Annotated in this window: 15 protein-coding genes; 7 read left to right on the top strand and 8 right to left on the bottom strand. The window is 72.9% G+C overall.

Annotated features, from left to right (window positions below; all coding sequences use genetic code 11):
* Positions 1-50 precede the first annotated feature (50 nt).
* Positions 51-842: a thioesterase family protein gene (locus SD460_RS24535; protein WP_290062645.1), complete on the bottom strand. Its 792-nt coding sequence runs from the start codon at positions 840-842 to the stop codon at positions 51-53.
* Positions 842-1,741 (bottom strand): RecB family exonuclease, encoded by a 900-nt coding sequence (locus tag SD460_RS24540; protein WP_290062646.1) that lies wholly within the window; start codon positions 1,739-1,741, stop codon positions 842-844. Before SD460_RS24540 ends, SD460_RS24535 begins: the two co-directional genes overlap by 1 nt.
* Positions 1,742-2,584: 843 nt before the next feature.
* Here SD460_RS24540 and SD460_RS24545 point away from each other — a divergent pair.
* Positions 2,585-3,736, top strand: coding sequence for a M50 family metallopeptidase (locus SD460_RS24545; protein ID WP_290063041.1), 1,152 nt, complete (start codon positions 2,585-2,587; stop codon positions 3,734-3,736).
* Between the two features lie 62 nt (positions 3,737-3,798).
* Positions 3,799-4,629, top strand: coding sequence for a tRNA (adenine-N1)-methyltransferase (locus SD460_RS24550; protein ID WP_290063039.1), 831 nt, complete (start codon positions 3,799-3,801; stop codon positions 4,627-4,629).
* Here SD460_RS24550 and SD460_RS24555 read toward each other — a convergent pair.
* Positions 4,626-5,072 (bottom strand): hypothetical protein, encoded by a 447-nt coding sequence (locus tag SD460_RS24555; protein WP_318306787.1) that lies wholly within the window; start codon positions 5,070-5,072, stop codon positions 4,626-4,628. The two genes, SD460_RS24550 and SD460_RS24555, sit on opposite strands and share 4 nt — an antisense overlap.
* A 13-nt stretch (positions 5,073-5,085) precedes the next feature.
* A complete protein-coding gene (locus tag SD460_RS24560; protein WP_290059149.1) occupies positions 5,086-5,967 on the bottom strand; it encodes a hypothetical protein in 882 nt (293 codons plus the stop codon).
* A 359-nt stretch (positions 5,968-6,326) separates the two neighbouring features.
* Here SD460_RS24560 and arc point away from each other — a divergent pair, with 359 nt between their 5' ends.
* Positions 6,327-8,129 (top strand): proteasome ATPase, encoded by a 1,803-nt coding sequence (gene arc, locus SD460_RS24565; RefSeq protein ID WP_290059148.1) that lies wholly within the window; start codon positions 6,327-6,329, stop codon positions 8,127-8,129.
* A gap of 52 nt (positions 8,130-8,181) precedes the next feature.
* Here the strand turns inward: arc and SD460_RS24570 are convergent, their stop codons facing one another.
* Complete coding sequence (locus SD460_RS24570) at positions 8,182-9,102, bottom strand: DMT family transporter (protein ID WP_290059147.1); 921 nt, start codon at positions 9,100-9,102, stop codon at positions 8,182-8,184.
* Between the two features lie 96 nt (positions 9,103-9,198).
* Here SD460_RS24570 and SD460_RS24575 point away from each other — a divergent pair, with 96 nt between their 5' ends.
* On the top strand, positions 9,199-10,017 hold the full coding sequence (locus SD460_RS24575) for a DUF3626 domain-containing protein (RefSeq protein ID WP_290059146.1): 819 nt from the start codon (positions 9,199-9,201) through the stop codon (positions 10,015-10,017).
* Here SD460_RS24575 and SD460_RS24580 read toward each other — a convergent pair.
* Both SD460_RS24580 and SD460_RS24585 read right to left on the bottom strand, forming a co-directional pair.
* A complete protein-coding gene (locus SD460_RS24580; protein WP_318306788.1) occupies positions 10,006-10,869 on the bottom strand; it encodes a TIGR03620 family F420-dependent LLM class oxidoreductase in 864 nt (287 codons plus the stop codon). The two genes, SD460_RS24575 and SD460_RS24580, sit on opposite strands and share 12 nt — an antisense overlap.
* A gap of 67 nt (positions 10,870-10,936) precedes the next feature.
* Positions 10,937-11,275, bottom strand: a complete 339-nt coding sequence (locus SD460_RS24585; protein WP_318306789.1) for an ArsR/SmtB family transcription factor — start codon at positions 11,273-11,275, stop codon at positions 10,937-10,939.
* A gap of 48 nt (positions 11,276-11,323) precedes the next feature.
* Here SD460_RS24585 and SD460_RS24590 point away from each other — a divergent pair, with 48 nt between their 5' ends.
* From SD460_RS24590 to SD460_RS24600, 3 genes are read left to right on the top strand one after another with little or no spacing between them, the layout of a single operon-like run.
* Positions 11,324-11,659 carry a hypothetical protein gene (locus tag SD460_RS24590; protein ID WP_318306790.1) on the top strand — a complete coding sequence of 112 codons (336 nt, stop codon included), beginning with the start codon at positions 11,324-11,326 and terminating at the stop codon, positions 11,657-11,659.
* On the top strand, positions 11,656-12,585 hold the full coding sequence (locus SD460_RS24595) for an aldo/keto reductase (RefSeq protein WP_318306791.1): 930 nt from the start codon (positions 11,656-11,658) through the stop codon (positions 12,583-12,585). The genes SD460_RS24590 and SD460_RS24595 overlap by 4 nt, the downstream gene beginning before the upstream one ends.
* A 48-nt stretch (positions 12,586-12,633) precedes the next feature.
* A complete protein-coding gene (locus SD460_RS24600; RefSeq protein WP_318306792.1) occupies positions 12,634-13,245 on the top strand; it encodes a hypothetical protein in 612 nt (203 codons plus the stop codon).
* On the opposite strand, the gene SD460_RS24605 is transcribed toward SD460_RS24600, so the two are convergent.
* Positions 13,236-13,754 carry an NUDIX hydrolase gene (locus SD460_RS24605; RefSeq protein ID WP_290059142.1) on the bottom strand — a complete coding sequence of 173 codons (519 nt, stop codon included), beginning with the start codon at positions 13,752-13,754 and terminating at the stop codon, positions 13,236-13,238. The genes SD460_RS24600 and SD460_RS24605 overlap by 10 nt on opposite strands.
* Positions 13,755-13,761 lie beyond the last annotated feature (7 nt).

A 13,761-nucleotide genomic window follows, 5' to 3' on the forward strand; every position in this document is an offset into this window, starting at 1 on the left:
CAAGTCGGTCGTTCCGCGAAGGTTATTGGATCCGGGCCGATTGTGGGTGGCTATCCGCCCCCGGCCTGTCGCGGCCGGACCATCAGCGCCTGCGCGCCGGTGGCGAGCGGGCCGCTCGCGTCGTGCAGGATGCTCGTCGCCGTGCCGGTGCCGTGCCGCCCGACCAGCGTGACCGCGTCCAGGCCGATCCACTCGCCCGAGGGCACCCGCCGCAGGTGCACGGTCAGCTCGGAGTTGATGAACCACCACTGCCGCGGGTCGAGGAAGTTGGACACGCCGTTGCCGGAGTCGGCCACGGCGAACAGGCGCTGCAGCCCGCTCGGCTCCTCGCCGTCGACCAGCGGGACGCGCTGCCGGGCCCAGACCGCGGCCGGGCCGGGCACGTCCATGCCGCCGCGGACCGCACGCCACTCCATCGCGTCGAGGTAGCCGCTCTGCCAGCCTTCCGGCCACGGCGACTCGGTGACGCTGTCCGGCGCCGGCAGCATCGGCCCGCCGTCGGTGGCGATCTCGGCGGTGTCGGAGGTCGCGACCCGCCACGCCGACGCGCGGGCCACGACCCGCTCCGCGCTCGCCAGCTCGGCCCGCAGCAGCTCGACCGACCGGCCGGGGCGCTCCACCCCGGCCCGCACGGTGAGCTCGGCGACCGGGGCCGGTCCGAGGATTTCGACGGTGACCCTGGCCAGCTCGGCCGGGTGGGCGGGTTCGACGGATTCGAGGGCCCGCACCAGCAACGCCGACGGCGGCCCGAAGTGCTGCGACTCCGAGGACCACGGGCCCGCGGTGTGCGCGGTCGCGGAGAACCGGCCTTCGCCGAGCGGGACGTAGAACGCGTCGGCCATCAGTCGGCCCGGTCCAGCGGCGTCTCGTCACCCGCGTCGGGCTCCGGCCAGCCGGGGTATGCGGGCGGCGTGCCGCCGTACTCGGGGCAGTGCGCCTGGTGGTCGCACCAGTTGCACAGCTTGCTCTTGTTGGCGCGGAAGTCGCCGGTCTTGCCGGCCTTGAGGATGGCCTGCCAGATGGCTTCGAGGGTGCGCTCGAAGCGCAGCAGCTCGGCTTCGTCGGGGGTGTAGGCGAGGGACTGGCCGTCGGTGAGGTACATCAGCTTCAGCTGGCGCGGCACGATCCCGCGCAGCCGCCACAGCACCACGGCGTAGAACTTCATCTGGAACATCGCCTTGGCCTCGCCGATTTCCCGCGGCGCGGCACCGGTCTTGTAGTCGACGACCCGGATCTCCCCGGTCGGCGCGACGTCGAGGCGGTCGATGTACCCGCGGAGCAGCACGCCGGAGCCGAGCTCGATCTCGACGTGCAGCTCGCACGCCTCCGGCTCCAGCCGCCGCGGGTCCTCGAGTTCGAAGTAGGCGTCCAGCAGCTTTTCGGCCGAGCGCAGCCAGTCCGCGTGCTCGTCGGGCTTTTCGCCGTCGAACAGCTCGGTCCACTCCGGACGGTCCGCGGACAGGTCGGTCCACGCCGGGCCCAGCAGCTCCCGCGCCTGCGCGGGCACGCGCTCGGCGGCGGGCAGCGCGAACAGCCGCTCCAGCACCGAGTGGACGAGCGTGCCGCGCAGCTGCGCCTTCGTGGGCACCTCGGGCAGCCGGTCGACCGCCCGGAACCGGTAGAGCAACGGGCACTGCTTGAAGTCACTGGCCCGTGACGGCGACAACGCGGGCCGCCGCCGCACCTGCGTGGCGACGGCGGAGGCTGGGGGTTCCGTGGTGACGGTGTCGGCGTCGGGCATGGGCAGAGCGTAACGCCGGGGTACGACAGTTCCGGCGACCGCAACGCCCGTGGGCGGTCCCGAGGTGGTGGCGGGGCGCTTTCCGCCTGGCCCGTGCGACAGGAATGAGTCATTCACTACGTCCGGCGACAGGAATGAGTCATTCACGTCGTTCGCTGCGGGCGGCTGGGCGGCGGCCTGGCGAGCGGCCCGTCACCCCGGCCTGGCCCGGCGACGGCCGGCGCGCCGCCCGGCGCCGGCCCGGGCGCCGCCGGGCGACGCCGGCGCTCCGGCCAAGCGCGCCGCTGGGCGCCGCCGGCGCTCCGGCAAAGCGAGCGGCCCGGCCCGGCGCCGCAGCGCGGGGGTCGGCCTGGAGACCGGCGCCGCAGTGCGGAGGCTCGCCCGGCGCCGGCGCGGCTGCGTGGGAGCTGGCCTGGAGACCGGCGCCGCGACCGCCCGGCACGCCGCTCCGGACGGTCGCCCGCACCACCGCGGGCAAGGTCGCGAATGACTCATTCGGGACCCCGGAGGTCCCGAATGAGTCATTCGCGACCTCCGAGGCCGGGGCTGCCGACCTCCGAGGCCGGGGCTGCCGACCTCCGAGGCTGGGCTTCCGGCCACCGAGGCTGGGCTGCCGACTTCCGAGGCTGGGGCTGCCAGCTTCCGGGCTGGGGCTGCCGGGCTCCGTGGCCGGGGCTTCCGGCCTCCGAGGCCGGAGCTGCCGACGTCCGAGACCCGGGCTGCCGACTTCCGAGGTGGGGCTGCCAGCCGCCGGACGGCCCGGCGGGCGCCGCCGTACGGGTGCGCGACACCACCCGGCCCGGATCACCCGCTCCCCACACCGGGGGCTCTAGGCTCTCCGTCATGGCCGCGACCAGTGAGCAGGGCACCGGTGGTGCCCGGCAGGCCGTCCGCCCGGACGGCGGTCTCGTGCTGTTCCGGGTCGCCGGCGTTCCCGTGCTGCTGGCGCCGTCCTGGTGGATCGGCTCGCTGATCGTCGTCGTGCTCTACGCGCCGCTCGTCGGGCGGCTGCTGCCGGACGCATCGACGGTGACGTCGTGGCTGCTGGCCGGTGCCTTCGCGCTGCTGCTGGGGCTCTCCGTGCTGGCGCACGAACTCGGGCACTGCCTGGTCGCGCTGCGGCTCGGGATCCCCGTGCGGCGGTTGCGCCTGTTCCTCCTCGGCGGCCTGTCCGAAGTGGCCCGCACGCCGAAGCGGCCCGGCCAGGAAGGGCTGGTCGCCGCGGCCGGGCCCGCGGTGTCGCTGCTGCTCGGCGGGTTCTGCGGCCTGCTGATGTTCGCCGTGCCACCGGACGGTGCCGTCTGGCTCCTGGTCGCCGAGTGCGCGGTGGCGAACCTCGCCGTCGGTGTGTTCAACCTGCTGCCCGGGCTGCCCCTCGACGGTGGCAGGCTGGTCCGCGCCGGGGTCTGGGCGGCCACCGGCATCCGCTCGAAGGGCACGCGCGCCGCGGTCGCCGGCGGGGCGGTGGTGGCCGCCGGGCTGCTCGTCTGGGCGCTGTGGGGCCTGGCCACCGCGAGCCCGGACCGCTGGCTGCGGCTCGGCGTCTGCGTCGTCACGGCGTGGTTCGTGATCCTCGGCGCGCGCTCGGAGCTGGCCGCCGAAGCGCGCCGGACGTGGCCGGAGGGGCTGGTGCTCGGCGAGCTGGTGCGGCCGGTGCTGCAGCTGCCCGCGGAAAGCCCGGTGTCGGACGCGCTGGCCGCGTCGGCGGGCCGGGGCGTGGTGCTGGTCCGTGCCGACGGTGTCGCCGCCGGGCTGCTCGACGAAGGCGCGGCCGAGCGGCTCGCGGGCTCGTCGCCGCACGCGCCCGCCGAACTGGCGGCCGAGCCGATCCGGGCCGAGACGGTGCTCCTGGCGTCGGAGCCGGGGGAGGACGTCGTCGAGCGGGTCCGCGAGACGGCCGCGTGGCAGTTCCTCGTCGTCGACGACGAAGGGCGCCCGGCCGGCGTGCTGCGCCGGGACGACCTGCGGGCCGCGCTGAACCGCCGTACCCGCTGAGGCCGCGGCACGGACGGCCTGCGAAGATCTGTCGTCGGCCATTCGGGGTACAGGAGGAAGTGTTGTCGGTCAGCGGACCGTTTCGCGCGGGTGATCGGGTGCAGTTGACCGACTCGAAGGGGCGCCACTACACCCTGACGCTGGCCGACGGCGGTGAGTACCACACGCACCGCGGCGGCCTCGCCCACGACGACCTGATCGGCCGCCCCGAGGGATCGGTCGTGACGTCCGCCGGCGGGTCCACCTACCTCGCGCTGCGGCCCCTCCTGCCGGACTACGTGCTGTCGATGCCGCGCGGCGCGCAGGTGATCTACCCGAAGGACGCCGCCCAGATCGTGATGTGGGGCGACATCTTCCCGGGCGCGCGCGTCCTCGAGGCCGGCGCCGGTTCGGGCGCGCTGACGTGCTCGCTGCTGCGCGCGGTCGGCCCGGCCGGCACCGTGCAGTCCTACGAGATCCGCGACGACCACGCGGTGCACGCCGAGCACAACGTCGTGAAGTTCTTCGGCGAGAAGCCGGCCAACTGGACGCTCACGGTGGCCGACCTGGCCTCGCACGAGGGCGAGGTCGACCGGGTCGTGCTGGACATGCTGGCGCCGTGGGAGCAGCTGCCGAACGTGGCCGCGCACCTGGTGCCGGGCGGCGTGCTGACCGTCTACGTCGCGACCGTGACGCAGCTTTCGCGGGTCACGGAGTCGCTGCGCGAGCAGCAGTGCTGGACCGAGCCCGAGTCGTGGGAGACGCTGATGCGCCCGTGGCACGTCGTCGGCCTGGCCGTCCGCCCGGACCACCGGATGGTCGCGCACACGGCGTTCCTGCTGACCGCGCGGCGGCTGGCGGACGGCACGGTGTCCCCGCGCGTGTCACGCCGCCCCGCGAAGGGCAAGGGCTAACCCGGGACGCACCAGCGGCCGTTCTCCTTGTGCAGGGGGAACGGCGTGTCCTTCGTGCCGCCCGCCGCCTTGACGTGCACCTTCGCGGTCGCGGACTCGCCGCGGACCTCCGGGGGCTCGGCCAGGGTGGCCGTGACCGGACCGGCCGCGTCCCAGGTGCGCTGCAGCCCCGCGAGCGCCTCCGCGCTCTGCGGGCGGCAGGTCAGCCTGCCGAACGCCGCCGAGTCGTGCCGGGCGATCGCCTCGACGATCGCCCGGGCGAGGACGCCCACCGCCGCGGTGTCCATCGCGCTGGGCGAGGGGGACGCCGACGGGCGGGGCGGCCGGGACGTGGCCGTCGGGGCGGGCGGGGCGCCCGAGGGCGCCACGAGCAGCAGGCCCAGCACCACGCCCGCGACGGCCACGCCGAGCAGGACCAGCCCGGCGACGAGCGCGCGCTTCACCGCCGGCGGCGGCTCACGAGCCGTCCGCCTTCACGTTGGACAGGCACCACAGGCCGGCTTCCTTCTGCGCCGACATGGTGCCGACCTTGGTCTTGCTGCCGTCGGTGGCGGAGTAGCGCACGGTGGCCTTGTCCCCGGTCTCCTGCGGCTCGCCGGTCAGCTTGACCGTGACCTTCGGGATGTCGCCGGTGGTGCCCTCGTAGACGCTGCGGCAGATGACGTCGCCCAGCGCCTTCTCGTCGCCCGCGTTGTAGGCGTCGATCGTCGTGTCGAAGAGCTGCTTCGAGCTGGCCTGGCCGCTGGGGGCGGGGCCGCCCGCCGGCTTCGTGCTCTTCGTCGACGGGCTGGTCGGCGAGGACGTCTTGGGCTTCGAAGCGGACGTCTTCGGCGCCGACGTCGGCGCGGCCGAGCTGCTGCTGGCCGGCGGGGCGGCGGTGGGGTTGTCGTCGCCCTTGTTCGCCAGCACGATCGCGGTCACGCCGCCGCCGACGAGGACCACCGCGCCGACCGCGATGCCGATGATGAGGCCGGTTTTCTTCTTCTTGGGCGGCGGCGCGTCGCCGAAGCCGCCGCCCCCGTACTGGTCGTAGCCGCCGTAGCCCGGCTGCTGGGGCTGGCCCCACTGGTCCTGCTGCCCGTACTGCGGGTAGCCCTGCTGGGGCTGAGGGCCGGTCTGGGGCGGGTAACCGCCCGGCTGGGGCTGGCCGTACGGGTCGGGCTGGCCGAACTGCTGGGTGCCGCCGTAGCCCGGCTGCTGCTGCGGTCCGCTCTGGGGGTAGCCGCCCTGCTGGGGCTGGCCGTAGGGCCCGGGCTGCTGCCCGTAGCCCCCGGGCTGCTGCCCGTAGCCCCCGGGCTGCTGGCCGTAGCCGCCCGGCTGCTGCGGCGGGTAGGTCATGAGTGGTGCCCCCTAGCGTCCTTCGAAGAGACCCGGCGAACGGCGCCGACGTCGGCCCGATGCTAGCCACCGGGCCCGCCCGCCGCGCGATTAGGGCGGAACTGGCCGGAATTGCCCGTTGTCCCGCCGGTTGGGCACCACCGGTACGGGGTACTTCCGTCGTGCTTGCTTCACCCCGGCCCGGTCGGACCCGCGACACACCCGTGCCACGGCACCGAAATGGCCTCTTGCGCTGCGGGAATGTCCGTGCTGGGGAAGGCCGGCGAACCGCGACGCGCCGATCTTGTGATCCGGAAAGGCCTTTTCTTGTCGGTGATCGCCGGTACCGTGGAATGAAAAGCACTCCGAGGAGGTGCCCGATGCATCATGACCTTCCCGGAGGTCGGCGCGAGGAGGCCGACCCTTCAGCAACATCCGGAGCTGGGACGACGGCGGACGAGCAGGCTCGGCAGATCCGTTTTCTCGAGGAAGAAGTGGCGCTGCTGCGCCGCAAACTGACGGACTCGCCACGGCAGAACCGAGTTCTCGAACAACGACTCGCCGAGGCCTCGGAAAGGGTGAGCCAGCTCACCGAGCGCAACACCAAACTGGTCGAGACGCTGCGTGAAGCGCGAGGACAGCTCCTCGCTCTCCGCGAAGAGGTCGACCGGCTGGCCCAGCCACCGTCCGGGTACGGCGTCTTCGTCGAGGCGTACGAGGACAACACGGTGGACGTCTTCACCGCGGGCCGGAAGATGCGGGTGTCGGTTTCGCCCGCGGTCGAGATCTCGTCGCTGCAGCGCGGCCAGGCGCTGCGGCTCAACGAGGCGCTCACCGTGGTCGAAGGCGGCGGGTTCGAGCGCACCGGTGAGGTGTGCGCGTTGCGCGAGGTGCTCGCACCGGACGTCGCGGGCGGCAGCCCGCGTGCGCTGGTGGTCGGGCACGCGGACGAGGAGCGGGTGGTCCTGCTCTCCGATCTGCTGGCGGAGCAGCCGCTCAAGCCGGGCGACTCGCTCCTGGTCGACTCCAAGGCCGGCTACGCGTACGAGCGCGTGCCGAAGGCGGAGGTCGAGGACCTGGTGCTGGAGGAGGTGCCGGACGTCCGCTACGAGGACATCGGCGGCCTCACCCGGCAGATCGAGCAGATCCGGGACGCGGTGGAACTGCCGTTCCTGCACGCGGACCTCTACCAGGAGTACCAGCTGCGGCCCCCGAAGGGCGTCCTGCTCTACGGCCCGCCGGGCTGCGGCAAGACGCTCATCGCGAAGGCGGTGGCGAACTCGCTGGCCAAGAAGGTGGCCGCGGCGCGGGGCGACAACGAGGACGGGAAGTCCTACTTCCTGAACATCAAGGGCCCCGAGCTGCTCAACAAGTTCGTCGGCGAGACCGAGCGGCACATCCGCTTGATCTTCCAGCGGGCGCGGGAGAAGGCCTCCGAAGGCACCCCGGTGATCGTGTTCTTCGACGAGATGGACTCGATCTTCCGGACCCGTGGATCGGGCGTTTCGTCCGATGTCGAGACCACGATCGTGCCGCAGCTGCTGTCGGAGATCGACGGTGTCGAAGGCCTGGAGAACGTCATCGTCATCGGCGCCTCCAACCGCGAGGACATGATCGACCCGGCGATCCTGCGGCCGGGCCGGCTCGACGTCAAGATCAAGATCGAGCGTCCGGACGCCGAAGGCGCGAAGGACATCTTCTCCAAGTACCTGGCCGAAGGCCTGCCGATCCACGCCGACGACCTCGCCGAGTTCGGCGGCGACGCCAAGGCGACGTTCGACGCGATGATCCAGCACACCGTCGAGCGGATGTACGAGGAGAGCGACGAGAACCGGTTCCTCGAGGTGACCTACGCCAACGGGGACAAGGAAGTCCTGTACTTCCGCGACTTCAACTCGGGCGCGATGATCCAGAACATCGTGGACCGGGCGAAGAAGTCGGCGATCAAGTCGGTGCTGGAGACCAAGCAGCCGGGTCTCCGCGTGCAGCACCTGCTCGACGCGATCGTCGACGAGTTCGCGGAGAACGAGGACCTGCCCAACACCACCAACCCGGACGACTGGGCCCGGATCTCCGGCAAGAAGGGCGAGCGGATCGTCTACATCCGCACGCTCGTCACCGGCAAGAACCAGGACTCGGGGCGGGCGATCGACACCGCCACGAACACCGGTCAGTACCTGTAGGACCGCGAAACCGATGGGGCGGTGCGCTTCGGCGGCCGCCCCATCGGCGTGTCTAGCGGCGGACCAGTTCCGGCTCGGCGGCGCGGCGCGCCCTCAGCCGTCCGTGGGCGGCCAGGATGCCCAGCACCACGAGCAGCGCACCGGCCGGCTGGTTCCAGCTCACCGGCTCGCCCAGCACCAGCACCCCGAGCAGCACCCCGACGACCGGCGTCAGGTAGGTGACCGCCGAGGCGTTGGCGGCGCCCCAGGCGGCGATGATGCGGACGTTCCAGACGTAGGCCAGGCCGGTGCCTAACACGCCGAGCGCGACCATGCTGGCGACCACGGCGAGGTCCAGGTGGACCGGGGCGGTGGCGATGACCGGGGCGAGCAGGCCCAGGAGCACCGTCGCGCAGGCGGTTTGCCCGAACGCGACGACGACCGGGTCCGTCCCGCGGGGTGAGACGAACCGGCGCAGGTAGACGAAGCAGGCGCCGTAGCAGGTCGTCGCGCCGAGGCAGGCGAGCTGCGCCGTCAGCTGGTGGGAGACGTCGACGCCGTGCCACACGCCGACGATCGTGAGCACGCCGAGGAAGCCCAGCAGCAGCCCGGCGACCTTCGGGGGCGTGAACCGCTCTTCGGGCAGTGCCGCGGCCGCCAGCAGCATCGTGATGAGCGGCGTGGTCGCGTTGAAGATACTGGCCAAACCGGACGAAATGTACTGTTCCGCCCACGAGAACAACAGGAACGGCACCACGCACAGCAGCACCGACACGACCGCGAGGTGACCCCACAGCACGGGGTCGCGGGGGAGCGGGCGGCGCCGCACCGCCAGCACGGACGCCAGCGCGAGCGCGCCCAGCGCGACGCGGGCGAGCGCGACCTGGGCCGGGGAGAGGCCCCCGAGCCCCACCTTGATGAACAGGAAACTCGCACCCCAGACCACGGCCAGCAGCGCGAACCGCACCGTGACCCCGAAACCCGCCAGTCGCATGGGCGCAGTCAAGCCGGGAAACGCCGCCGGAAGCCAGCGGTTTTCCGACGTCACTGTGTGTATAACGACCTATACCGCGGGGGTAGGGTGCGGCCCATGGGCTGGCAGGCGGCGGTACAGCACGTAGCGAACCGGGTGAGCGGGCCGCCGCTACCCGAGGACCTCGACGTCACCGTGCACTTCCACCCGGACCGGCTGGTGGGGGACGTCCCGCTGCTGCGGCACCTGCGCACCGACGGCGTCTACCGCTCGCAGTTCGAGACGGGGACCGGGAACGGCGGCCTGACCGCGCACCCCGGCGGCGACCGGTGGCGCTGGGAGCACCGCATCTTCGGCGGCGTCTACGACGGACTGCCGCCGTCGGCGCGGCCGAAGTACGGCTCCCTGAACCACCGCCGCCGTCCCGCCGGCGGCTCGGTCCGGTTCGGCTCGGCGCACCTGCGCCTGAAGCGGGAAGTGCTGCCGCGGGTCACGTTCTGCTACCCCGACAGCTTCCGCGAGCCGGCCGACTTCGGCACGGCCGCGCACCTGCCGTTGCTGCCGCTCGTCGAAGCGGACGCGCCGGACGAGCTCGACGACTACGTCGAGGCGCACGTCCACGGCCTGCTGCTGGTCCCGGACGACGTCGCGGCGCTGGTGCTGGATCCGGCGTTCCGCGGCACCGACGTCGAAGCCGCGGCCGCCGGGTTCCCCGGCCCGGTCCACTGGCACCACGGGTTCCGGCTCTCCGTGGCCGTCCTCGCCGAGCACGCGGACTACCGGGGCGAGGACGTCGTGCGGACCGGGACGGAGATCGCCGAAGACGGGTGGCTGGACGCCCGCGTCATCGGGGCGGCCGTCCGCGCCGGACGGCACGATCCCCAGCTGCTCAAGCGCGTGTGGCACTGCACCGCGCGGTTCGGCCTACGCGGGTAGCAGCGCGTCGGCCAGCCGTCGCCAGTGCGGCAGGGCCGAAGTGCCCGGTTCGACGCCGATCACCTGGACGCCGACGTGGTCGGCGCCGGCGTCGAGGTGGGCCTGCAGCTTGCCGGTGACGGTGTCGAGGTCGCCCCAGAACACGAGGTCGTCGACGAGCCGGTCGCTGCCGCGGCCGCCGTCGATGTCCGCTTCGGTGTAGCCGAGCCGCTGGAACTTCGCGACGTTGAACCGCGAAGTGAGGTAGGTGTGCAGGTGGGCGCGGGCGATCTCCCGCGCGCGAGCCGCGTCGGTCTCGAACAGCACCGCGTGCTCGACGCCGAGGAACGGGCCGTCGCCGAGGATCTCCCGCGCCTGGGCCGTGTGCTCCGGGGTCACGTGGTAGGTGTGCGCGCCCGCCGACCGGTCACGGGCCAGCGCCAGCATCTTCGGGCCGTACGCGGCCAGCAGGCGCCGCGTACCCGGTGCGGGGGACTCGTCCATGGCGTCGAGGTAGTCGCTCATCGCCTGCAGCGGGCGGGCGCCGGGTTGGCCGGCGCCGTAGCCGAGGCCGAGCAGGTGGCGGTCCGGGTAGGCCTCGGCGAGCAGCCGCGCCGCGGCCTGGGTTCGGCGCGGCTCGCGCGCCCAGATCTGCGCGATCCCGTTGACGACGGTGAGGCGCTCGGTGACCGACAGCAGGAACCCGGCGTGCGTCAGCGCTTCCCGGCCGTGGGTCTCCGGGACCCACACCGCGGGCCAGCCGAGTTCTTCCAGCTCCCGCACGGAGTCCCGGATCAGGCCGGCCGGCTGGTCGTCGAAGTCGAAGGTCCAGATCCCGTAGCGGCCGAGCCGCGTGTTCTCGATCGTACCCATGAATCGAAGTATCGCAGAGTTACGATATGAGTCGCCAGTGGGGTCGGCGGGCGGGGGAGGGGAGTGGTCAGAGGGAGTGGCCGAGCACGGCGACGAACTCCGCGATCCGGGCTTCGTCGCGCTTGTAGTGCGTCCACTTGCCGACGCGCGTCGCGCGGACCAGGCCGGCACGCTGGAGCGAGGCCATGTAGGCCGACACGGTCGACTGGGCGAGGCCCAGCTTCTCCTGGATGTGGCTCACGCACACGCCGACCTCGATCGGGTCGGCGATGGCCCGCTCGACGGGGAAGTGCTCCTCCGGCTCGCGCAGCCACCGCAGGACCTGCAGGCGCACCGGGTTCGCGAGCGCCTTGAAGACGTCGAGCAGCTGCTCGACGTCGGGCTGGGAATCGGTGCGTGTCGTCATGGCTCACCTCCCACCATACCGGCGTATAACGACCTATACTTCGGGGCCGTGAGCGAAGAAACCCGCCCCCGTGCGCCGATCACCGAAGCCGACGTCCTGGCCTGGCTCGAGACGACGGCCGCCGCCGTCGAGGCGGGGGAGGTGGGCGCCCAGGAGCTCATCGACCTGCTCGGGGAGTTCCGCCGCGCGTCGGCCGCCTGCGCCGACGCGTCGGACTGGCTGCTGCTCGCGGCCCGCGAAGGCGGCGCGAGCCTCCGCCAGATCGCGCCCGTCTTCGGCAAAGGCTACGTCCGGGCCCCGGCCGCGCGGCTGGAGAAGCTCCACCGCCAGGCGCAGAACTCCGGCCAGTGGCTGGCGATCCTGCGGCACAAGGCGACGGCGTGAACCGCGTCGCGCTCGGCCTGGCGGCGCTGGGCAGGCCGGCGTACATCAACCTGGGCCGTGACGGGGCGCTGCCGGCGGTCCGGGACGTCGCCTCGATGCGCGCGGCGACGTTCGAGGTGCTCGACGACGCCTACGCGGCCGGGGTCCGGCACGTCGACGTCGCCCGGTCGTACGGGCGCTCGGAGGAGTTCCTGGCCGGCTGGCTCGCCGAACGCGGCCACGCCGACGTGGAGGTCTCGAGCAAGTGGGGCTACGCCTACGTCGGGGAGTGGCGGCTCGACGCCGACGTGCACGAGGTGAAGGAGCACTCGGCGGCGCGGTTCGCCGCGCAGTGGGCGGAAACCCTGACGCTGCTGGGTGAACGGGTCGGGCTCTACCAGGTCCATTCGCTCACTGTGGACAGTCCACTGTTCACCGACGAGCCGTTGGTCGAGGCACTGGCGGAGCTCGCCGCGAACGGCGTGGCGGTCGGGTTCTCGACGTCGGGACCGCGGCAGGCGGACGCGATCGAGCGGGCGTTCGCGCTGGAAGTGGCCGGGCGGCCGGTGTTTTCGGCGGTGCAGTCGACGTGGAACGTCCTGGAGACCTCCGCCGGCCGGGCGCTCGAAGCGGCGCACGCGGCCGGGAACCGCGTGCTGGTCAAGGAAACCCTGGCCAACGGCAGGCTCGCGGTCGAGGCGCCGAAGGCCGTTCGTGACATCGCGTCGGCGCACGGGATCGGCCCGGACGCCGTCGCCGTCGCCGCGGTGCTGGCCCAGGACTGGGTGGACGCGGCGGTGATCGGCCCGGCCAGTCCGGTTCAGCTGGAAGCGAACCTGCGCGCCACGGCCGTGGACCTGGGCGCGGCCGACCGGGACGCGCTGGCCGGGCTGGCCGAGGACCCCGGCGCCTACTGGCGGCACCGGTCCTCCCTGAAGTGGGACTGAGCGGTTGCACTACTCTTCGCTGGCACGAAACCGACGACAGGAGGCCGGGTGCGTCATCGTCAGGTGGTCGCCTTGGCGGCGGTCGCGCTGGTGGGCCTGACGGCCTGCGAAGGGCCCGATCCGAACAACCTCGAGACGTACTACGACGATCCGACGCCGACGTCCGCGCCGGTCACGACCGCCGAAACGCCGGTGAGTCCCGCGCAAGCCGCTCCGGCCACGCCGCCGGCGCCCGACGCTGGTCTGCTCGCGGAACGCGCGCTGCTGTCCGATGCGGACGTCGCGGAGGAAGGTGTGCGGCCGGGCGCGGGGGAGGCCGCGGGGTGCCTGGCCGACGGGCCGTCGGCGGGCAGCCGGACCACGAGCTGGCGCTACCCCAGCGGGTCGGAGCTGAGCCACCGCGTCGTCGCGTTCGCGGACGCGACGGCCGCCCAGGCCGTCGCGGAAAACGAGTGCGCCGGCAAGACGGTGAACGTCCCCCCGCAGCCCGGGGTCGAGCGGCAGCAGGCCTGGCGTGACGGCAAGACCTGCACGGTGCTGCTGGCCAAGGGAAGGCTCGTGTCCGAGCTGACGGTCTCGGCGAGCACCGAGGCGCGGGCCGTGGACGCGGCCAAGCGGCTGCTGCCCGCCATGACGGCGAAGCTCACCGCTCAGCCGTAGCGGCGGAACCACTCCTGGACGCCTTCGCGGCCGTCGGGGATGAAGGGCAGTGCGGGTGCCGGGTCGTCGATCCAGGCGCGCAGCTCTTCGAGCGGAATCCAGCGGCCTTCGACGATCTCTTCGGCCTGGTGGTGGATCGGGCCGTCCCAGCGGACCTCGAAGGCGAAGTTGTGGCAGCGGTTGCGGCCGTCGTCGTAGACCTTGGTGAACAGCGGTACGGGTTCCACCCCTTGGACGCCGAGCTCTTCGGCCAGTTCGCGGCGGGCGCAGTCGGCGGGTGTCTCACCCGCGGCGACGACGCCGCCGGCCCAGCAGTCCCAGGTGGAGGGGAACACGTCCTTGTCCGCGGTCCGGAGGTGCACGTAGACGGCTTTTCCGTCACCCGAACGGACCAGGACGACGCCGGCGGCGTGCCACAAGGCTTCGGCGCGGACGCGGGCGCGGGTGGTCTCGCCGACCACCGAGCCCGCCTGGTCATAGAGCGCAACGAGTTCGTCACTGCCTGGCATGGGTGCA

The sequence above is a fragment of the Amycolatopsis solani genome (assembly GCF_033441515.1).
GTDB classification, from domain to species: Bacteria; Actinomycetota; Actinomycetes; order Mycobacteriales; family Pseudonocardiaceae; genus Amycolatopsis; species Amycolatopsis solani.

What these genes read in the sequence shown, in the direction of transcription:
- SD460_RS24585 (WP_318306789.1), bottom strand. Translation starts at nt 11,275, where the DNA reads ATGACGACACGCACCGATTCCCAGCCCGACGTCGAGCAGCTGCTCGAC.
- SD460_RS24605 (WP_290059142.1), bottom strand. Translation starts at nt 13,754, where the DNA reads ATGCCAGGCAGTGACGAACTCGTTGCGCTCTATGACCAGGCGGGCTCG.
- SD460_RS24560 (WP_290059149.1), bottom strand. Translation starts at nt 5,967, where the DNA reads ATGACCTACCCGCCGCAGCAGCCGGGCGGCTACGGCCAGCAGCCCGGG.
- arc (WP_290059148.1), top strand. Translation starts at nt 6,327, where the DNA reads ATGCATCATGACCTTCCCGGAGGTCGGCGCGAGGAGGCCGACCCTTCA.
- SD460_RS24570 (WP_290059147.1), bottom strand. Translation starts at nt 9,102, where the DNA reads ATGCGACTGGCGGGTTTCGGGGTCACGGTGCGGTTCGCGCTGCTGGCC.
- SD460_RS24545 (WP_290063041.1), top strand. Translation starts at nt 2,585, where the DNA reads ATGGCCGCGACCAGTGAGCAGGGCACCGGTGGTGCCCGGCAGGCCGTC.
- SD460_RS24575 (WP_290059146.1), top strand. Translation starts at nt 9,199, where the DNA reads ATGGGCTGGCAGGCGGCGGTACAGCACGTAGCGAACCGGGTGAGCGGG.
- SD460_RS24540 (WP_290062646.1), bottom strand. Translation starts at nt 1,741, where the DNA reads ATGCCCGACGCCGACACCGTCACCACGGAACCCCCAGCCTCCGCCGTC.
- SD460_RS24580 (WP_318306788.1), bottom strand. Translation starts at nt 10,869, where the DNA reads ATGGGTACGATCGAGAACACGCGGCTCGGCCGCTACGGGATCTGGACC.
- SD460_RS24535 (WP_290062645.1), bottom strand. Translation starts at nt 842, where the DNA reads ATGGCCGACGCGTTCTACGTCCCGCTCGGCGAAGGCCGGTTCTCCGCG.